Annotated in this window: 19 protein-coding genes; 16 read left to right on the top strand and 3 right to left on the bottom strand. The window is 58.7% G+C overall.

The window, feature by feature from the left end:
- The first annotated feature begins 10 nt into the window (after positions 1 to 10).
- The 9 genes from K3725_RS20305 (at position 11) to K3725_RS20265 (ending at position 11035) form a co-directional block, all read left to right on the top strand.
- Positions 11 to 1876 (top strand): ParB/RepB/Spo0J family partition protein, encoded by a 1866-nt coding sequence (locus K3725_RS20305; RefSeq protein WP_260018754.1) that lies wholly within the window; start codon positions 11 to 13, stop codon positions 1874 to 1876.
- 266 nt (positions 1877 to 2142) lie between these two features.
- On the top strand, positions 2143 to 3249 hold the full coding sequence (locus K3725_RS20300; protein ID WP_260018753.1) for a hypothetical protein: 1107 nt from the start codon (positions 2143 to 2145) through the stop codon (positions 3247 to 3249).
- Between the two features lie 279 nt (positions 3250 to 3528).
- Entirely contained in the window at positions 3529 to 3867 is a 339-nt protein-coding gene (locus K3725_RS20295; protein WP_076621005.1) for a DUF736 family protein, read from the top strand.
- A gap of 208 nt (positions 3868 to 4075) precedes the next feature.
- The gene (repA, locus tag K3725_RS20290; protein WP_165198699.1) at positions 4076 to 5257 is read left to right on the top strand and encodes a plasmid partitioning protein RepA; all 1182 of its coding nucleotides are present in this window, start codon (positions 4076 to 4078) and stop codon (positions 5255 to 5257) included.
- Positions 5258 to 5259: 2 nt separating this feature from the next.
- A complete protein-coding gene (gene repB, locus K3725_RS20285; RefSeq protein WP_260018752.1) occupies positions 5260 to 6231 on the top strand; it encodes a plasmid partitioning protein RepB in 972 nt (323 codons plus the stop codon).
- Positions 6232 to 6505: 274 nt separating this feature from the next.
- Positions 6506 to 7801 (top strand): plasmid replication protein RepC, encoded by a 1296-nt coding sequence (gene repC, locus K3725_RS20280; RefSeq protein WP_260018751.1) that lies wholly within the window; start codon positions 6506 to 6508, stop codon positions 7799 to 7801.
- A 294-nt stretch (positions 7802 to 8095) separates the two neighbouring features.
- Positions 8096 to 8512: a helix-turn-helix domain-containing protein gene (locus K3725_RS20275; RefSeq protein WP_260018750.1), complete on the top strand. Its 417-nt coding sequence runs from the start codon at positions 8096 to 8098 to the stop codon at positions 8510 to 8512.
- Entirely contained in the window at positions 8512 to 9744 is a 1233-nt protein-coding gene (locus tag K3725_RS20270) for a type II toxin-antitoxin system HipA family toxin (protein WP_260018749.1), read from the top strand. Before K3725_RS20275 ends, K3725_RS20270 begins: the two co-directional genes overlap by 1 nt.
- Before the next feature lie 382 nt (positions 9745 to 10126).
- Complete coding sequence (locus tag K3725_RS20265; protein WP_260018748.1) at positions 10127 to 11035, top strand: ArdC family protein; 909 nt, start codon at positions 10127 to 10129, stop codon at positions 11033 to 11035.
- Between the two features lie 173 nt (positions 11036 to 11208).
- Here the strand turns inward: K3725_RS20265 and K3725_RS20260 are convergent, their stop codons facing one another.
- Both K3725_RS20260 and K3725_RS20255 read right to left on the bottom strand, forming a co-directional pair.
- The gene (locus K3725_RS20260) at positions 11209 to 12213 is read right to left on the bottom strand and encodes a DUF4917 family protein (protein ID WP_260018747.1); all 1005 of its coding nucleotides are present in this window, start codon (positions 12211 to 12213) and stop codon (positions 11209 to 11211) included.
- Between the two features lie 47 nt (positions 12214 to 12260).
- Complete coding sequence (locus K3725_RS20255) at positions 12261 to 12497, bottom strand: hypothetical protein (RefSeq protein WP_260018746.1); 237 nt, start codon at positions 12495 to 12497, stop codon at positions 12261 to 12263.
- A gap of 301 nt (positions 12498 to 12798) precedes the next feature.
- Here K3725_RS20255 and K3725_RS20250 point away from each other — a divergent pair, with 301 nt between their 5' ends.
- The 6 genes from K3725_RS20250 to K3725_RS20225 all read left to right on the top strand — a co-directional run bounded on the left by K3725_RS20250 (position 12799) and on the right by K3725_RS20225 (position 18600).
- On the top strand, positions 12799 to 12999 hold the full coding sequence (locus tag K3725_RS20250; protein ID WP_260018745.1) for a hypothetical protein: 201 nt from the start codon (positions 12799 to 12801) through the stop codon (positions 12997 to 12999).
- 70 nt (positions 13000 to 13069) lie between these two features.
- Positions 13070 to 13429 carry a DUF2958 domain-containing protein gene (locus K3725_RS20245; protein ID WP_260018744.1) on the top strand — a complete coding sequence of 120 codons (360 nt, stop codon included), beginning with the start codon at positions 13070 to 13072 and terminating at the stop codon, positions 13427 to 13429.
- Complete coding sequence (locus K3725_RS20240) at positions 13426 to 13653, top strand: hypothetical protein (protein WP_260018743.1); 228 nt, start codon at positions 13426 to 13428, stop codon at positions 13651 to 13653. The genes K3725_RS20245 and K3725_RS20240 overlap by 4 nt, the downstream gene beginning before the upstream one ends.
- Positions 13654 to 14118: 465 nt before the next feature.
- Positions 14119 to 14739, top strand: a complete 621-nt coding sequence (locus tag K3725_RS20235; protein WP_260018742.1) for a helix-turn-helix domain-containing protein — start codon at positions 14119 to 14121, stop codon at positions 14737 to 14739.
- Complete coding sequence (locus K3725_RS20230; RefSeq protein ID WP_260018741.1) at positions 14732 to 16672, top strand: relaxase/mobilization nuclease domain-containing protein; 1941 nt, start codon at positions 14732 to 14734, stop codon at positions 16670 to 16672. Before K3725_RS20235 ends, K3725_RS20230 begins: the two co-directional genes overlap by 8 nt.
- 14 nt (positions 16673 to 16686) lie before the next feature.
- Complete coding sequence (locus K3725_RS20225; protein WP_260018740.1) at positions 16687 to 18600, top strand: type IV secretory system conjugative DNA transfer family protein; 1914 nt, start codon at positions 16687 to 16689, stop codon at positions 18598 to 18600.
- Positions 18601 to 18643: 43 nt separating this feature from the next.
- Here K3725_RS20225 and betI read toward each other — a convergent pair whose 3' ends face one another.
- Entirely contained in the window at positions 18644 to 19309 is a 666-nt protein-coding gene (gene betI / locus K3725_RS20220; RefSeq protein ID WP_171120066.1) for a transcriptional regulator BetI, read from the bottom strand.
- A 108-nt stretch (positions 19310 to 19417) separates the two neighbouring features.
- Here betI and choX point away from each other — a divergent pair, with 108 nt between their 5' ends.
- Positions 19418 to 20344 carry a choline ABC transporter substrate-binding protein gene (gene choX, locus K3725_RS20215; protein ID WP_260018739.1) on the top strand — a complete coding sequence of 309 codons (927 nt, stop codon included), beginning with the start codon at positions 19418 to 19420 and terminating at the stop codon, positions 20342 to 20344.
- The last annotated feature ends 5 nt before the right edge of the window (positions 20345 to 20349 follow it).

Raw genomic sequence — 20349 nt, 5'->3', positions numbered from 1 at the left:
GGGCAAACCAATGACAAAGCAACAGACCATCCAAACCGACGCCGCCAGTGACGTGATCCTGCAATTCCCATTGGAGATGCTCTACATTTCCGACCTGAACCCGCGCAAAGCCGTTTCTGAGGCCCACATCGAAAGCTTGGCCTCCAGCATCGAGCGCTTCGGCCTCATCCATAATCTCGCAGGCCTCATGGACGAAGACGGCAAGGTTGGGATCGTCGCGGGCGGGTGTCGTCTTCGAGCCATCCAGATGATCGCGGGGCGGTCCAAGACCCATCCCTTCACCACGGTTCCCGTCAAACTGGCGACAGATGCCGCCGAGGCCGAGGATTGGGCGAGCGCCGAGAACGCCGCCCGCGAGGACATGACTCCGGCGGACGAAATTCGCGCTTTCGGGCGCATGAAATCACGCGGGGCCACCGTGCCGGAAATCGCCCTCGCCTTTGTCGTCACCGAAGCCCGCGTCTACCAACGACTGGCGCTTGCCAGTTTGCCCGAGCAGGTACTCGACGCGCTGGCCGCAGGAGAAATCAGTCTCGGCACCGCCAAGGCCTTCACCCTCTCTGACGATGAAGCGCTCACCCTGAGCCTTCTGGAGCAAGTTAAAGGACAGGCCGTTTCTGAGTCCGCAATCAAGAACGCGCTGCACCCCGATGCCATCAAGGCCACGGACCGCCGCGCCAAGTTTGTGGGCATCGAGGCCTATCAAGCCGAGGGTGGCACGGTCACGCGCGATCTCTTTTCCGACGAGGTCTTCCTCGCCTCCCCTGCCCTTCTGGAACGGCTCTTCATCGAGAAGTTGGACGCTGCTCGGGCCGATCTGGTCGAGACCCAAGGCTGGGCATGGGCCGAGGCCCGTCCCGAGGCCTGGCTCAACTACTACGAGTTGGACCAAATGAAGCTGGCCCGCCTCTACCCCGTCGAGGGCGATCTGACCGAAGAGGAAGCCGAGAAATATGACGAACTCGCTGAACTCGCCAACAGTGACGCTTTGGACGAAGACGGCGAAGCCAGATTGTCCGAACTGCAGGCCATTCTCGACGGTGACTATTCCGAGGATCAGAAGGTCCACACAGGCTGCATCATCCTCGTGAATGGGTCGGGCAAGGTAGAGATGACAGCCGGTCTGGTCCGCCCCGAAGACAAGAAAGCGGCCATTGAGGCCGGTGTTCTGCAAGCGCCACAGACAACCAAGTCTGACACCCCGAAATCCCCCTACTCGCAAAAGCTGGTGGCCGACATGCAGGCGATCCGGCTGGCCTCAGTGCAGACCGCCCTTCTCGCCAAACCCGAACTGGTTCTGGACTTGCTGGGCTTTGGTCTCTCGGAGGCATCGGGCAGCTTCGAGAGTGTCTTCGGTATTCGGTTGGACCGCCCGAACAACGCACCAAGCGTCGAGGATGGGTTCGCCCGAGAGCCACGCCTTGAGCATGGGATTGATGGCAGCGAATACTGGCAGAACGGCACTCGTGTGGAAGACCTGCCCGAGGCTTTCACCGCCTTCCGCAAGACCGGCAAGAAAGCCCGCAATGCCACGATCACCGAGGCGATCGTCCGCACCCTGCCCTATCGGGCTGGCGGCTCGGAGTTCTTCGGCCCGATCGCGGACGAGGCCGGGGCCGATATCCGAAAGCACTGGACGCCTACGGCAGAGAATTTCTTCTCGCGCGTTTCAGCAGGTCATCTGGTCGATCTGCTTTGCGAGTTCCTCGACTGTGATGCCCGCGACGAACGTGTCACCGCATTCGCCAAGCTTAAGAAGGCGGAAAAGGCCGAGAAGATGGAAAAGCTCGTGAGTGATCCAACCACCCAGAAGCTCATGGGCCTGACGACCGATCAAAAAGCCAAACTCGACAAATGGGTGCCCGACTGCACCTGACGGCTCCTTCGTGGGGAGACCCAACTGGCCCCGCTTCGGCGGGGCTTCTTTTGTTTGAGTTAGCGTCAAGACGCGAAGCCTGGAAAATTGTCCGGCGGCGGGGCAGAAGGACAAGCCCCCTGCCCCGCCGCCGGACCGGCGCTGTCCGCGCAGGAGCACCGCCTGGGCGGCGCGATTTGACTTAAATTCCTAGTCAGGACTTCACAGAGTTGTTCCACTGTCAGGCGTAACTATATGAAAAATTGAGAAATTGATTGGATTCGGCTATGAAGCAAATATCGCGAGAGGAACTCTATGAACTCGTCTGGCGCAAACCAATGACAAAGCTTGCGGAGGAATTTGGCCTGTCAGATCAGGGCCTTTCCAAAATTTGCGCGCGCCATGCGATTCCTAGGCCACCGCGGGGGTATTGGGCAAAGCTGGAAGCGGGCAAGGAAGTTCAGAAACACGAGTTTCCTTCCTGCCCTGCGGGAACGGCCAGCATCATCCGGTTCCCGCAAAGCGGCCAATTCCAAAGAAAGTCTCGCGAAAGCGCGAAACGTGTTGAGGAGGTCGCGGTGAATGTCGCCAAAATCTCGATACCGGGGACGTTGCGCAATCTCCATCCGATTGTTGCAGCTTGGGTGGACGAACATCGAAAGGAACAAGTTGAACGGCGCGCTCGATTTCGTGCTCGCCAGCCGGATGATCTTTGGTGGGGTGAAGAAACACTGGCCGATCTGACCGAACGGGATCTGTATCGTTTCCGGGTCACCAGCGCGCTCCTGAAAGGGTTTGAGGCCCAGGGAGGTCGCGCGCTTGAAGGCAGTATTCGCGGCAAATTCAGGTTGGAGGCTTCAGGAGAAAAGTTCGAAATCGCTGTTGTCGAAAAGATGTACCAGTTTCATGGAAAGCCGTCCGATGAGCCGAAGGGCTGGACGGCCTTTCCATATCACCACAACAGCGCCCTGGCCCCTACAGGGTTCCTGCGCTTCACGATCACGACCTACCTTGGAACGGGTGTGAAGAAAGAATGGGTCGAAACGAGTAAGCTCAATGGCGAGGATTTACTTCCAACGGTGATTGCGGGGTTCTTGCTGGCAGGGCCAGCCTTGGCCGCACGACGCGAGGAGTTTGCGGAGCGAGACCGTCGCATTGAGGCGCAGCGGGTCGCAGAGGAAGAGCGCCGTCATCTGGCTCAGCTTGAGCAGGAGAAATGGCGTCTGTTTCGGGACCGGGCGAAGGACTGGGAGGAGGCGCAAAGGCTTCGATCCTTTCTCGCCGCACTTGAAGCGAACCCTCATAGCCTGGTTGAGGAGATTGACGGGATGCCAGCCGCTGACTGGTTGAAATGGGCACATCGCAAGGTCGAAGAACTCGACCCGTTGGTCTGATCCGTTGGCCGCCGCTTGATGTCAGATATTGGCGTCGGTCTATGCTGAGTGACGCAGTCGCACAGACCTTTCATTGGTGTTGCTTAGAATGCTGGTCGCAGGTCCTGCCAAAACCACAAAGGGCGGTTCTCAGAATTCTCCCCTGCCCTACCGTGCATTCCTCGCGGAACAGAATTCTGGTCCCCCGCCCCTCTCCGCTTCGCTTCGCCTTCGGTGTGGTTTTGGTCATGGTCCCTGCCCTCGGACCATCATCGCAACACCATAGAAAGGAACCTGGCGATGACCACCAACTGCATTCACTTCGACAGCTCCGATATCGAAAACGCCAAAGGCAGCGGTTCGATCTCTACCCTGACATTCGACATCGACATCACCGTTGAGCCCATCTCAAGCGACAATCCAATGGCCCCTACGCACCGTGTCCTTGGGCGCTCTCCCCGTGGTCGCCTGGTCGAATGTGGCGGGATCTGGAAGAAGCAGAATCGCGATACCGGCGCCGACTATTTCACGCTGACGATCCGGGATTTCGGCTTCAACGCCAATCTCGGCAAGGCCGCAAATCAGGATGATGACACGCTTCAGGCTGTCATTCCTTGGGGCCCGAAGGAAGCCCAATAAAACCTGCACCGGGCCATTTCTCGGCCCGGTGCACCCATTCCTCCGGCGCTGTTAACAGCTGTTAACTCGCCGATGCAGTATCGCTTCCCTAGTAGCCCGTTGGTTAGATAGCACAAATTGTGGAAAAATCCTTGACTTAGAAGGGTGAATCACTGCCTTTAGAGTCAAGTTGCGCAAATAAGCGCGTTCGAGCAGAGAAATTGCAACTATGTTTCAGACGGCACCCATCGAAGCGGCCTCTCAATCCGAACTTACAAGCCAGATGGCGGCGCGTCTACACACCGCGCTCACCACGCATCTTCAGCAGGCTTATGCGCCAGACCAGCGCAAAAGTTTGAGACTATTCAGCGCAACAGAGACTGCTGAGCTCCTCGGCGTGACGGGTCAGTTCTTGCGCAAATGCCACAGCGAAGGGTCCCTGCCCGAACCCGAAGTCATCAAGAATGGGCGCCGATTCTATTCCGGTGAAGAGATTCTGCAAGCGCGCCACCTATTGGAAGCAAGCTCTCGCAAACCTGGAAAGTACCTTCCTGGGCGTCGCGAGGGTGACAAGCTTCAGGTCATTCAACTGATGAACTTCAAAGGTGGTTCCGCCAAATCCACTTCCGCCATCCACCTTTGCCACTACCTTGCTTTGAGCGGCTATAGGGTCCTGGCGATTGACCTGGACCCGCAAGGTAGCCTCACGGGTTTCTGCGGAATTCAGACGGAACTGGAATTTGAAGGCGCGTCAATTTATGACGCGCTCCGCTACGAGGATCCCGTGCCCATGTCGGAGGCCATTGTGGAAACCTACTTCCCGGGTCTCCACCTCGCGCCGGCCCGTCTCGTGCTGAGCGAATTCGAAACTGAGACCGCAGTCAATGCGGGCCGCGGCGTTGCTTTCTTTGAGAAGCTCAGCAAAGCGATTCAGTCCGTTGAGAGCAATTACGATGTGGTGGTCATCGACAGCCCACCAGCACTTGGGTTTCTAACCTTGACGGGCCTATATGCGGCCACCTCCGTCATTGTGCCGATGACACCGAGCATGCTTGACCTGGCTTCCACACAGCAATTTGTCGAGATGACCTCCGCCTATTTGGGCGTGATCGAGGACACAGGCGTCAAACTGGACCATGATTTCTTTTCCTTCCTCATAACGCGCGATGACCCGAGCGATATTCCAAGTCAGCAGATCGTGAGTCTGATGCGTGCATTGTTCCAGGACCGCGTGGTTGGTGCGACGGGCCTGCGCAGTACAGCTATTGGCGACGCATCGATGCTCAAGATGTCGATCTACGAGGTCGCGCGGTCCGAGATGACACGGTCGACCTACGATCGCGCTAAAAACAGCATGGATGCGGTTGGTGCTGAGATCGCAGGAATGCTTCAACAGGCATGGGGGCGGTAATCATGGCAATGGGAAAAAACAAAACCGGCATCATGGCCGCGATTACCGCAGCAACTGAAGCCGCGAGAGACAGTGGCTCAGAACGGGCGCATCGGACCTTGCCCAAAGGGACCATTGGGTCTGTTCGCGCAGGTCTCGGCGGTATTCAGGATATCGATACAAACCTCATCCTGGCATGGGGTCCAAAGGACCGGCTCGATATCGAGTTAACAGCTGTTAACAGCGCGGAGCCGCATGAATCGATCCAAGACCTGGCATCCAGTATTGCCGAGGCCGGACAGCAAGTGCCCGTTCTTCTTCGGCCGTCTAAGGATCGCGATGGGCATTTCGAGGTGATCTACGGTCAGCGACGGATACTTGCTTGTCGGCAGCTTGGTATCCCGGTGCGGGCTCTGATCCGGACGCTCGACGATACAGACGCCCTGATGGCAAAAGGGCTCGAAAACGCTGGCCGCGCGGAACTGAGCTACTATGAACGTGTTCGTTTTGCGCAAGCGATCCTGGAGCAGGGATACTCCCGCGCAGAAGTTTGCCAGGCCTTGGCGATCAGCAAGAACACGCTGTCTCAGCTTGAACGTATCAATCGCCTGGTTCCCAGCGCCGTCGGTGAGGCAATCGGCGCGGCTCCGGGGGCAGGGCGCCCGAAATGGACAACCCTCGCAACTGCGTTTGAAAAGGAGCAGCTGACCGAGCAAGCAGCCCTGGGAGTTCTTGGCCGATCCGGTGAGCTGGAATCCGACACCCGTCTGGAGCTTGTGCTCAAGGAGATCGGAAAACGCGGAAAGCAAGAACGGGCTGTTGAAGAGCGCTCGCCACTTCCTGGCGTTCAGATCAAGAGTGGAAAGTCGGGCCTCTCGGTGACCGTCAAGAGGGCAGGGGACAACACGAAATTCGCAAACTGGCTGGATCAGAATCTGGACCAGCTCATTCAGGATTCCTTCGAGCGGTTTCAATCAGAAAACCACGAAGGGTAGGGGCGGTTAACAGCTGTTAACCGCCGAAACGGAGGCAACGAGCAGAAAGGAGAACGGCACCCAAAAGAAAACCCTCGAAACCGAAGTCCCGAGGGCTGCTGCGCACAAGGCGCGATTTGTTTTGACACCACAATCCTAGCAGCCCGCGAATCGCTAAACAACGAAAAACGTCTTCGGGCGAACAGGTTTTCTGTGCCTGCATAGTAAAATGAAGAAATTCAATGATGCTCCGGATGGAGCGACTGGGACAGGCATGCCTCAGAACGGTGGAGGTATGTCCAATATCAACCAACCCTCGGGCTGGCGTAAGGCAACGGTTGGACTTGCTGTCTCTGAACAGCACGCACAGGTCGGCGAAAAGGCGGCTGTTCCCAAATCGCAGGCCTTTGTTGCCGTGAAGCGTGTTGGCGCACACATCGGCCTCAAGGCCGGAGACATGCTGCTTCTCGACACGCTCGGAGCCTTCACACAGGCCCAGGACTGGGAGGAGGGACAGCGTCCGATCGTCTGGGCCTCGAACGCCTATCTGATGGAGCAGACGGGCTTCTCGCTCTCTGCGCTCAAGCGCCATGCGCGGCGTCTGGCTGAAATTGGCGTGATCTCCTTCAAGGATAGCCCCAATGGCAAGCGGTGGGGCCACAGGGACGCTGACGGGCGCATCATCGAGGCTTATGGCTTCGATCTGTCGCCGCTGTCAGCGCGTGTCGAGGAATTCGAGCAGCTACAGGCCGAATTGCAGGCCGAGCGTGAGTTCTGTCAGCGCCTGAAGCGTCAGATCACGGTTGCACGCCGGATGATCCGCGCCCGGATCGAAGCGGCGTCTCACACGGCGCTGAGAGGGCCCTGGGAGCATCTTTCAAGACTATTCGAGGATCTCCTGGACCGTCTACCGCGTCGGAACACGGGTTCTGAGACGCTTGAGCGGCTCCTGGCTTGGTTCAGGGAACTTCAGGAGCGCGTCGAGGCGACCTACCTCAAGGCAGTTCGGGCGGATGAGGTTGTGGAAAACTTGGCTGAAGCCACCGAACAAGTCAGTGAAAAGACTCAAGAATTGAACCCCAGGGAGGTCAATTCTGAACCTCATATACCAATTACAACCCAACTTAATCCTGTAACCTGTAATCGCTCAGAAACTGAGCAAGCGGCGGGCGTGGTGCCCAATGCACCACCCGAAAACCAAGTGGATAGGGAGTTGGAAGATTGGGTTACTGAGGCCCGCAAGACACGAGGAGCAGCACTTGATTTGCCGACTGTGATGCAGGCTTGTCCAGAATTCGCGTCCTGGGCACGCAATATGGGCGGGTATCTGAAGGATTGGGGCGATCTTCATCGCGTTGCCGGGCAGTTGAGGCCGATGATCGGCGTGTCCGAGCATGCCTGGAACCTCGCGCAGGATCGGCTTGGGCCTCAAATCGCAACAGCGGCGCTGGTTCTGACCTTTGACAAGCATTGCGTCGGTGAAGTGGCGTCCCCAGGCGGATATCTGCGTGGTATTGTCCAGAAAGCCGGGGCAGGGGAGTTGCATCTCGAGCGCAGCTTCTATGGCAGGCTCAGTGGGCAGGCGGCATGACGATGGCGGTTTGCCGGTCGATTTCCGCAGATTTACTGAACAGTGAAGCTGCGGGATTTAGCAAATATGAGTCCGAGCTTTTCGAGGGCCCGTCTGTGAGCTCTGCCGTGGATTATGGGGGAGGGGATGCGGGTTGCACCCCTAATAACCCGGAGAAAAGTTCGCTTTAAGAGTTTTAGATCGGAGTTTCAGTCGGATTATGGTGTGGAACCTTGATTTATGTGAGGTGAGGCTATATACCGGAGAAAATTCCGGACTAAGGCTTTCAAGCCGGAAAAATATCCGGTGTAACCCTTGGAGAGTGTTGTGGGCTCGTTACAAGTTAAATCCGCTTTGTCGCAGCTCGGTCGTGATATCCAGACGGCGCGCAAAAGGCGCCGCATGTCGGTTGCGGATTTCTGTAGCCGGATTGGTGTCAGCGACAAGACTCTTGCAAAGCTTGAGCGGGGCGATGGTGGCGTCCGGCTTGAGACCTTTGCTATGGCGCTTCTGGCTCTGGGAATGCTGGAACGGTTGGCCGAGATCGCAGACCCATCTTCGGATTCCACCGGCATCGGACTGGATAGGGAGAAACTCCCGGAGCGCATCCGGCAGCGCGGTCCATCGGCATCCGCGCGGACCAGCAAGGGCACAAAGGCCACCCCAGCTAACTTAAAAGACACCGCAAAGGGGCCAGTCGTTTTTGATGATGATGAAGGGACAGCATTTTAATGCCTGAGGCTTTTGTTGTTCTAGGGGATGCCTGTATCCCCGTCGGTCGTTTGATTTTTGAAACTGATGGGCGCCGGTCTCATTCCACGTTCATCTATGATGAACGATGGCTCGAAAACCCGATAGGATTTGATCTCGCGCCGGACATGCCGCGCGGCCGCGCGCCTTTTCATTCTTCGTCTGAGGGGCGCGACAGCCGTCGTCGAGATGTCCTGGCGGGGCCCTTCACAGATACATCGCCTGATAGTTGGGGACGTAAACTCATTCGCCGGGTGCATGGCGAGGGAGCGACAGAGTTTGACTATCTGGTTGCCGCAGATGACAGGGCCCGCCAGGGGGCGTTGCGGTTTTTGAATGAAAAGGGTGATGTGTTCCACCCGGATCAGCCCCCTGTGCCACGCCTGGCAAATATTGAAGAGCTTCGTGCGATCGCAGCACGGTATGAGCGGGATCCGGATGGGGCTGAAGCCGAAGCGCGTGATCTTGTGGGTGCGGCAGGTTCACTTGGCGGTGCGCGCCCCAAAGCCAATGTCGAGGATGGCGATGACCTGTGGATCGCAAAGTTTACCTCGATTGATGATACATGGCCCGTCGAAAGGTTGGAAATTGCCACCCTCGCAATGGCGCGCGCGGTCGGTATTCGAACACCGGAGGCACGGCTTGAGTTGGCGGCGAGCAGGCACCCTGTCGGACTCATCAAGCGCTTTGATCGCCGCCAAGGTGGTCGTCTGCCATATATGTCGGCCCGTACCGCTTTGGGGAAAAGAGGTTCCGCCCATGGTTATTACACCGACATTGCAGATGCTCTTCGTCAAATGTCTGTTCTGCCTGACAGTGATATTCTGGAACTGTGGCGGCGTCTGTTGTTCACCGTGCTGATCACAAACACCGATGATCACCTGAAAAACCATGGATTGCTCTATGTGCGCGACAATCGATGGCGCCTGTCACCGATGTTTGACGTAAACCCGCAACCACGCAGGCAACCCACTTTGGAAACGGGGATCAGCGACATTCATGGCTTTGAGCCTTCCGTGGAAGCAGTTATCGAAGCCGCGCCTTTCTTTGATATCGAGCAAGCTGATGCCAAGGATATGGCCAGGGAAATGGCCAAAACGGTGAGCGAAATCTGGGGCGAAACGCTCCGCCAGCATGGTATTACCGGGGCCGCGCACAGAAGATGCGCACCAGCCTTTGAACATGAGAGGATGGAGACGGCTCTCGGACTGTAGTCTGACCCGGCTGCAACAAATTGATTGCTGCATTGACGAATGCCTGAGGGCAAAAGCCACTGAGGAACCCCACAAAACTGTGGCTTTGGCCAGGTTCACGCAGATCAGGTAAGGAGGACAATCTCAACATCGATGCAAGACGTTGGCAAAGTGGACTTGATAAGGCGTGCAACATATTTGTGCGAATGATGGGTGCCGAATTCTAGCCCCTTGAACCTCCTCCATCTCATCCCCGTGCGAGCAGGGGGATCGCGGGTCTGGCGGACGCCGCCACCCGCACAATGGTCTGCCCGCTCCATTCGCTGACGCTCCCGGGTTGACCATGCCCGGGTGGCTTGTTGCGTCCGCCATTTCCTCCCGCGTCCCGCACGGGGACGAGACAATGGAGGATCACATGGTAAAGCCTGATATCTACACTCGCATCACCGAAAAGATCATTGCCGATCTTGAGGCTGGCACTCGACCCTGGCACAAACCCTGGAGCGCCGAACACCTCGCCGGCCGAATTACCCGGCCCCTGCGCCACAACGGCATGGCCTATCGCGGCCTCAACATCATCCTGCTCTGGGCAGCCTCCGTCGCCCATGGCTACGCCGCGCCCACCTGGATGACCTATCGTCAGGCACTCGAGCTTGGTGGGCAGGTCCGCAAAGGCTCCAAGGGTCAACTCGTCATCTATGCCGACAAGCTCCGCAAGACCGAGACCGATGATGCGGGCCAAGACCACGAGATCGAGATCCCCTTCATTAAGGGGTACACGGTCTTCAACGTCGATCAGATCGAAGGACTGCCCGAGACCTACTACGCCGTGGCCGAGCAGATGCCCGAGACCGCCGAGCGTGATAACGCCGCCGAAGCATTCTTCGCTGCGACCGCCGCCGATATTCGCCATGGTGGCAATCAAGCCTTCTATGCGGTTGATCCCGACTACGTTCAGATGCCGCCCTTCGAGATCTTTGAATCCCCCGAGGCGTACTATTCAACACTTGGCCACGAGGTTTGCCATTGGACTCGTCACCCCAAGCGCCTTGACCGCAGCTTTGGTCGCAAATGCTGGGGCGACGAAGGTTATACACAAGAAGAGCTCGTCGCTGAGCTTGGAGCCGCGTTTCTTGCCGCTGACCTTGGTCTGTCGCCGGAACCGCGTGACGAGCACGCGTCCTACATTGCGCATTGGCTCGAAGTCCTTCGCAACGACAAGCGGTTCATCTTCCAGGCTGCTGCTTACGCGCAGAAGGCCGTTGATTACCTGCATGGGTTGCAGCCAAACACGGATGAGGTCGCCGCATAGGCGGCCTCAATTCGAGGTGGTTAGGCATCGTGTGGCGCACGGACTGCAAAAATTAGCAGCAATGATGTCCAACGTCGGCATGCGCAACGATGGAGTCACACCAATCTGGGCGCCCTGTCTGGGGGCGCAAGAACCAGCGCCCGTCAGTCAGGAGTTCTCTGACAGCATGATCGTCAGTCTGCATCTTCTTCCTCTGGGGGTCCATCCCAGACCTGCGCGGTCTCAGAGTCAAAGAAGCTGTAGTGGACGCCATCCCCTCCGAGCTTTTTGTATTTTGCCAGTTCGGCATCCAAAGCCGTAACTTTATTGTCGTTCGGCTGGAAGACACCGAAATAGACGTGCTTAGCCTTTGATCCGAAAATTGCATGATAAATATGGGCGTCGTTTGGATCTGCGCTGTGCCCGAACACGAAAACGGCGGCAGTGGTTTCCTGCAGTACGCGATAGCAATGGCGGAGATACTCGACAGAGTTGATCTTGCGCAGCTTCGATGTCGAAGTGCCCTCGGCTACATAAAGAGGAAGCCGCCCGTTGTTCGCAATCTCGTGCGTAATGTTCGCTATGACTCCATCGCCATCGTTCAGAGCTTTGTAGACATCTCCGACTCCGTCTTGAAAAAGGTGTAAACCGCCATGTAGGTTGAAAGTTCGGCAGTATGCACCTTCTTGGAAAGGGCCTTTGAAACGGCCATCGTCTACGTCTTCGCCAAGGCCAAACCCGTCAGTTAGCAGACTTTTTTCCAAATTCACCCAATAGAGCAGTAGGTCATAGTTTAACGTGAACACTCGTCCTTTGCTAAAGTGCTTCAGAAACGCTGCCGCGCTTTCATACTGGAATTCGAGGTCTTCCCTATGGGCGGGATGTGTCGCGTTGACGGCATTGACGAGGGCCTCCCTTACCTTTTGAGCGTCGGCTTCGAGTTCACTGGCGTGAGCTTCGTTGCCATAGGCCCGCTCGACAATGGATGCGTCCTCGAGAGCCCTGATAACCGCTTCGAAATCCACAGTGCCAAGTCGTTCAAACAGCGCTTTTACGGGGCTGCCGTCTTCTAGCTGGGCCTCCATCAGAAGGTTCGCGTAATTGAAATACTGCGCAGAGAAGCCGTTGCCGATCAGAAGAGCTTTATCTTCGCCTTTTGTGGCTTCTATCGCTTGTTGAAAGCTGATGATTTCAGGCATGTTGTTTAACCAATTTCTTAAACCGTAACGTGCGTTCAGGCACTATTTCATTGTTTTAGATGAACTTGGCTGAGCCCCAGCCGGAAGGCAACGGCCGAATTGAACTGACCGAATTTCCTGTTGAGAGCTTTCGTCTGTGTCAGCCCGATCCCGCCGTGTGTTTCGGCATAGGCGAAGGTGAGCTCTATGGCCTGAAGCAGACTGGACTGGTCCAGAACTGGGTCGTGGTCGGCAATGGGTCGAAGCTTGATCATGCCCCGCCATTTCAGGTTGCGCGTGGACATGTCATTCTGGTCGTTACAGCTTCGTCCAAGCCCAGGCGAAATCCATCGTGGACGTTTCCAATCCTTTTGCGGTCCGGCGTGATTGGCACGCAGCCCAGTCACCTCTGTTCTCCTTCGTTGTCTTCCTGATGCAATCTCCGTGACCTGGCCCGTCTGCCGGGCGCGGCTTTCAGCCACCCCCTTCAAGCAGAACTTTCCCCTGCGCGCTTCGCGCCCATTCCTCGCGCAGCAAAGTTCAGCCTGACAGCCGGTCCGGACGGTCACGGTCTCTCGTTTGCATCGAAAACGAAGGAGAACCGATATGACCAAGTACTACACCGTCACCACCCCCGACACCGGCAAGGATGGCAAAACCCGCTTCCACAAGGTGGGCGTCGCCTTCCCGCAGAACGAAGGCGCCAAGTCCTTCATGACCATCCAGCTCTTCGCAACCCCGGTGAATGGCGAGTTCGTCCTCTTCGAGCCTAAGCCCGACAGCGACGACGTCCAGGTCACCGAGTGACCCGGCCGGGGAGGGGCCTCGTGCCCCTCCCGCCAAACCTCTCCGACATCTCATACGAAGGACAGACACAATGGAACTTCTGCCTCAACCCATCCTCGACCAACTGGCCGCCAATGGCCGCGCCAACCAGACGCGCATCGAAGCTGGTGAGGACACCATCGACTTCGCGCCGGTGGTCAAGCTCTTCACACCAGACGGCGGCGCCACCTGGCTCCTCAGCGAAACGGACCCGGAGGATCCCGACATCGCATTCGGTCTTTGCGATCTCGGCCTTGGCTACCCGGAGCTGGGCTCGGTTCGGCTCAGCGTCCTAAAGGAACACCGTGGCCGTCTTGGCTTGCCGATCGAGCGGGACCTTCACTTCAAAGCCGAGGCATCGCTCAGCACCTATGCGGAACGCGCTCGCGAAGCCGGAGGGATCGTCACGTGAGCACCAACATTCGTCCCGAACATATCAGCGCCTTTGAGGCGCTGACTTCAGGAGACCACGACAATTTCGCGCTGTTCTCCTGCTTCCTTGATGGCGAACCAGCCGTGGCAATCGTCGCGGTGACGCCGCCTAATAGCGACGAGAGCGAGTATCAAATCACGCCGCTTTTTGTTGGTGTCACCGCGAGCATGGTTCTGACGGATCATGAAGGTACTGCCGCCTGACGGTCGCGCGCCGCATAGCATCCAGAAGAAGAGGCTGCCCATTTCTGGGCGGCCTTTTTCTGTTTCGTTCATGATCCCACGCGAACAAAGCTGAACGAAATTTTGGGCGGGGCCCAGACGAAAAAGAAGGCCTCATTGTTCCCCGACTGGTGTCGGTTTGAAGTGCATTGAATAGTCGTGCCTCTCTGCACTCTGTTGGTCGAGGTGTGCCAGAAACGGCAGGCAAAAAGATACAACAATCAATACGATATATTGCGCAAAATGATGTATTGATGTATAAGCGAAGTAGAAAAGGAAGACGTTGGCAGGATATGGCCAATGTTTGCACATTTTGTCTGAGGGGTCTGTCATGGGCGTTTCCCGCAAAGCTGAATGCTCCGCCGCACGCGAACGCGATTGCGAGCAATCGCTGCCTCGCGCGCGACTGCGCATGCATATTTTTCCTGGAAGCGGGAGAACGCCCTAGTGCCGAGGCCAGCGAAAAATCTGAAGCTTGAAGAGCGTATCGAAGTCGCGCGGCGCTTTGCGGCGGGCGAGAGCGCGAAGGAGCTGGCGGCGGCGTTTGGCATCTCTCCGCGCCACGTGAACCGGCTCGCGAAGGAGGAGGTGGGCGAGGGGCTCGCGGTACGCGATCCGAGCGAGACAGTGGCGTTCCGGGCTAGCCGATCCGAGCTGGAGGCCTTCGACGCGGAGTGGCGCGCGCGAGGCTATGCCAGCCGGTCACAGGCGCTCAACGCGGTGCTGCGCGGACGGTGCGGTTTCCTCGATGTCCCGCGTGATCTGGTCGCGGAGTTCTGTGCCGTGTGGCGTCAGGCGAAGGACGTGAGCGACGCAGGATTGGTGCTCGCCAAGGCGGTGCATCGCGGTCGGCTGGAGGTCTCTGAGGCGGACCGCGCGGTGCTGATTGAGCTCCTTGATCTGGCGCAGTCCATGAGCCGTGAGATAGGCCGGATGAAGGACGCGGCGCAGGCGCTGCGTCATCAGGAGTGGCCGCAAAAGGAAGAAGGGCAGGGGGCGGAGAGCGCGGTTCTCGAGGATGACCCACGCGAAACCGTGACAGGTTTGAGGCTCGTCAGGAATGGCTGATCCCCTCGCCCTCTACACCTCGGTCATGGGGCGGCTCTGGGAGGATGAGCGCATCCGGGGTCAGGCCGCAGCGCGGATCGACGCGCGGCTGGCGGGGCGTCGGCAGGGGCGGAGTTTCGCGCGTGTCGGATCCATGTCGGCGCGCAACGCGCTGAAGGCGGTCTCGGGTCAGAGTCGGGCGGCGGTGTTCAAAAGGATCCGGGCAGGGGGCTGCAAGACGCGTGCCTCGCTTGGGGCACAGATCTCCTACATCAACGACAAGGCGGTCTACACCTACTCGACGATGACCAACGTGCTGACCGATACGGCGGTGCTTTCCGAGGATCAGAAAGAGGAACTCGTCGAGGACTGGGCCGGCACCTGGCGCGGCTCGACCAAGCTCGGGTTCACCTCGCATATGCTGCTGTCCTTCCCGACCGACGTGACGGTCGATCAGGTTCGCGACATCGCGATGGACTGGACGGAGCATTTCTTCGAGAACGGCGAATACGGCGATCAGTGGGACTATGTCCTCGCGGTCCATGACGACCGGGCGCACAAGCACGCCCATATCATCCTGAACAATCGCGGCGTCGAAAAGGGCACCTGGTTCTCCTGTTGGGCCGAAGGCGTGATGTCGCCGCAGCTGATGCGCGAGAAGCAGGCCGAGATCGCGGAACGCTACGGCGTGATGCTCGACGCCACCACCCGGCTCGAGCGCGGCATCTTCGCGAAGCCCGCCGGAATCGAGGAGATCTACCGCGCCAAGGAAGAGGCCCGCCTGCCGCGCGAGATCGTCATGACGGCCCAGGAATCCGCAATCGCGCAGGCGCAGGTGGTGGGCTTCGCCAAGGACTACAAGAACCTCGCCGATCTGCTGGACCGGATGGACCAGCGCCACATGGCGCGCGCCGTACGCGGCATGGCGGAGGGGCTTGGTTCGGGCACGCCGTGGAACTTCACCGAAGGAGAGATAGACATGAAGGACATCAAGACCGTCGGTGATGCGATCGACTATTCCGAGCGCACGATCGAGGCGCTGAAGCTCAAGGCCGAGGAACTGGATCCGGCCGAGCGGGCCGCTTTTGAAGCCAAGGCCGCGCCGATCATCGCGGACCTTTCGCAGATGGTGCCGGATCCGGAACTGCGCGCGCGGTTCGGTAAGCAGCTCGAAGAACCCTATCCGCCGGGGGCGGGTAGCGATGTGCTGATCGCGGCACTTCAGGCAGGCAATGATGAGGGGCTGCGCGACGTGCTCGAGCGCGCCAAGGAGGTGGGCATGGACAGCGAGGAACTGGTGGCGCGCATCACGGCAGGCGGCACCCGCAACTACGGCATGGCGCAGGACTGGGTTGAGCGCGACATGAACGCGGTGCTGGCGAAGGACGGTCTCAGCGTGGAGACCGCGAGTGACGACCAACTCGATGCCGCGCTCGAAAAGGTTGATGGGGTGATGGATGCGCTGATGGAGCGGGCGAAGGAGATGGGCGTCGAAATCGGTCGGACCCTCGCGGACGAGGAGGAGGCGACGTTGTCCCTCATCGACGAAGATGACCGGACGCCCAATCCCTACCTGCAGGACCTCGCCGACATGTTGCGGGACGGCAAGCTCACCGAGGTCCAGGAAGAGGTGGTTGAGCGGACCCTGCAATCCGAGCTCTTCAAGGAATTGGGCGAGGAGGGCTTGGCCGAGCTTCGCCGCGGCAACTTCGAGGTTCTGGATGCGGCCCTTCCGAGCAAGCTCGACCAGATCACCGTCACACAGGAATTTCTCGAGATGACGTTTGAGGAGACCGGCGATCAGGTCTTCACCGACCGCGCTGCCGGATTGCAGCAGGACAAGGCGACGGAGGTCGCGCGGTTGCGCGGCCAGCAGGAGGCGCAGGAGCTGGGGCGCGATCTTGCCCGAAACAAAACACTAGACCGCGGTCTCGATGACGAGATGGAATTCTGAGGGGGATGACCACCATGACCAAGACACTTCCCCTCTGGGCCGCGCTCCTCTTCGGCGTGATCTGCGGCGCCGTCATCGGCACCATTGTCGCTGCCTTCTACCTGACCCTTGCCCTGAAAACCGGGTTTCAGAGTTTTGATATGCTGGCGCTCTGGAAAGCCAGCGCCGGCACCCGCATGGCGCATCCCGAGGCCTTCAAGGTGGGGTTTGGCGCTGTCGGCTTCGGGGCGATTGGTCTCGGATCCCTGGCGCTCGCCTGGACTTGGAAGAAGGAGCGGGACGACTACGGCTCGGCCCATTGGCAGACGAAGACAGAACTGAAGAAGAACGACATGCTTCAGGCCCCGGGCAAAGGCTTCGTCTGCGGCAAGCTTGGCGCGCCGACCTCGAAGGCGGAGTTCATCTCCTCGACTACCATCCCGCATGTGATGATGGTGGCCCCGACCCGCGCCGGTAAGGGTGTGGGCTTTGTGATCCCGAACCTCCTGAGCTTCGCGGGCTCGGTCGTGGTGCTCGACGTGAAGGGCGAGAACTTCGAGAAGACCGCGCGGCTCCGGGCGCTCAACGGCGATGAGGTTTATCGCTTCAGCCCCTTTGATTGGGCCAATGCCACGCATCGCTACAACCCGCTCGCCCGAATCGCCAAGGCCCCGACATTCGCGCAGCGTTTCACCGAGGTCTCGATCCTGGCCGACCTCTTCCTCGACAAGGACAACAAGCAGCTCGACACCTTCTCTGAGGCAGGCAAGTCGATCTTCGTTGCGGCCTGCCTGCTGGCGATCCAGCGTGGCACCCCGAACCTTGGCGAAGTGAACAAGATCGTTGCGGGCGGCGAATACAAGAACGCCCAGTACAAGACCTATGCCGACGAGGCCGAAGAAGACATCCTGCGCGAACTCTGGACCAATGCGGCCTCGGCCTCGTCGCGTCTCTTGACCTCGAACATCCAGGCGCTGATGACGGCCGGTCTCAAACAATGGGACAACCCGGCGGTACGCTCGGCCACCGAAGCGAGCGACTTCGATTTCTCGACCTTCCGCAAAACCCCGCAGTCGCTCTATATCGCGGTGTCCGAAGATCACATCGCGACGCTGGCGCCGCTCCTGCGCCTGATGTTCGCCGATCTCATCTCGTCGATCCGCCTAAACGAACCGGGCCCGGACGAGCCCTGGCCCGTCATGATGATGATTGACGAATTCCAGCAGATGGGGGCCATGCCCTATCTCGAACGCGCGATCCACTCCCTGGCGAGCTATGGCGGCCGAGTCGCGATGATCGCGCAGTCGCTGGCCTCGCTCGACCGCATCTACGGACCCGAGGGCCGCGAAAGTCTTGAGAATGGGGCAGGGCTCAAGCTCTACATTACGCCCCGCGACCAGCGCACGGTGAAGGAGGTTTCCGCAGCCGTCGGCAGCACCACCCGCGAGGCAGTGACCCGGATGTATGGACGCAACAAAGGCTTCCTCGGGGCGACCTCGACCTCAGCGCGTCTGGAAGAACGGCCGCTGCTTTCCGAGACCGAAGCGCGTCTGATGGACCCCGACGAGGTGATCATCCTCGCCTCGCCTCAGCATCCGATCAAGGCGAGCCGGATCAAGTATTACGATGATCCCTTCTTCAAGGACATGCTCGCCCGCCAGGAGGACCAGCCGTTCCCGTACCCACCGAGCGTGCAGGGCGTGGGTCCTTGGGGAGGCGACGGTGAAGACGAGGTCGGCGCAGACGAGCAGGCGAAACCAGCCGAACGCGCGCCTGTCCGGGATCGATCACAGCGCCGCGAGGCGCGTGCGATGAGCGTGAGGACGATGGAGGTTGGGCACTGGCAGCCAGAGCCAGAGACGCTCGAACGGGAAGCGGCGGTGCCGAAGGAGTGGGAAGCAGCGCTCGACCGGCAGGAGGATTTCATTGAGGAGTTGTTGGGTGGGTGATAGCGGATGCTTTGCGCAAAGCCCTCACCTGTCATTGATCTGATCAAATTTCCCGTCGCAGAGGGGCTTCATAGGGCGTCAAAATCGATTGGATCTCTTCAATGCGAGCCTTTGCAGCCAACCGTTCAGGGCAGTCAGGGAACAGTGACTCCATCAGTAACTCCATCTGCTGCAGGGCGGTGTCGCGGCCAATGCCCCCTTCATGCAGGCCGCAACGCAACCATAGGCCATCAATCATCGCCGATATCGCCAGAGCGATTTCTTCTGCCCTCTCCTGCTCGGTCAGTTGCTTTAGTGCATGCATCAGGTTCGAGTGCATCCGCTGGTGAATGGCCGTCTGTATCCTCTGGTAGCTCGGATTGTACGGGATTTCCGCGAGCAGCGACAACCAGGCGTGTGAGAGTTTGGGCGTGAAATACTGCCGCGAAAAATTAGCTTCGATCACTGAGTAGACCCTTTCCCAAGGCGTATTTGAGCGAATCATCAGCGCTCGTACATCTCGGGCCAAGTCGGCATTAGCGTAGCGTAAAGCCATTTCCAGTAGCCGGGCCTTGTTTCCGAAGTAGTGCAGGACGTTGGTCTTCGAGACGCCCGCACGCTTGGCGACCTTCTCCACGGTGGTTCCGGAAAGCCCTTCGTCACTAAGGACTTCGAAGGCTGCTTTGGAATACTCCTCGGTCCTTAGCCGCCACAGTTTCGTCCGCTTCATCTCGCTCTCCCAGAATTGCTCAAAGTAAATATTTTGTTGACTCGGGTGTCAAATAGTACCTATCAGACTATTAATAGACCATCGAGTCTATAAACTTGGGAGGACAAAATGAAAACATTCTCGATTTCAGCTGCCCTTGGCATTTCACTTCTGGGGGCGGGTTTGGCCGAAGCATCCTGTGAGAAAGTCCGGATGGCGGAGCCGGGCTGGACGGACCTGGCGCTCACTTCTGGTGTGGCATCCGTGCTGCTGAAGGGGCTGGGGTATGAGGCGGAAACAAAGGTGCTCGGCACCACGGTCACATACGAGGCGATGGTCAACGGCGATTTGGACCTGTTCCTGGGATATTGGGACCCTGCCATGGCAACCTATTTCGCACCCTATATCGAAGGCGATGCCATCGAGACGGTGAACCAGAACCTGGAAGGGGCGAAATACACTTTTGCCGTGCCGAAGTACGTGTATGAGGCGGGCGTTACCAGCTTTGCCGACCTCGCCGCGCATGCGGACAAGTTCGGCAGCCGCTTCTACGGCATCGAGCCCGGCTCAAACACGCAGATGATGGATATCATCGACACGAATGCCTTCGGGCTGGGCGGCTGGAACGTTGTAGAGAGCTCGGAACAAGGCATGCTGGCGCAGGTGCGCAGGGCCGTGTCGCGGGAGGATTGGGTCGTCTTTCTGGGCTGGGCGCCGCACCCGATGAATGTGGAATTTGACATCGAGTATCTGAGCGGCGGCGACGACTATTTCGGTCCGGACTTCGGGGCTGCGACCGTGCATACCCAGACCCGCGCGGGTTATTCCGGGGAATGCCCGAACATCGGGCGCCTGATCGCCCAGCTGGACTTTACCGTGCCGTTAGAAAGCGAAGGCATGGGTTACATCATCAACGATGGCGAAGATCCCGAAGAGGCGGCGCTGCGGCTGATCAAGCAGCACCCGGATATGCTGGATGGCTGGCTGGACGGAGTTGACACGCTTGCAGGCGGACCGGGCCTGCCCGCAGTCCGAGCCTATGCGGGGCTGGAGTGACCATC

Source organism: Leisingera sp. S132 (assembly GCF_025144465.1).
In the GTDB taxonomy this organism is placed as follows: Bacteria; Pseudomonadota; Alphaproteobacteria; order Rhodobacterales; family Rhodobacteraceae; genus Leisingera.
This window is presented reverse-complemented; position numbering and strand designations above follow the sequence as displayed.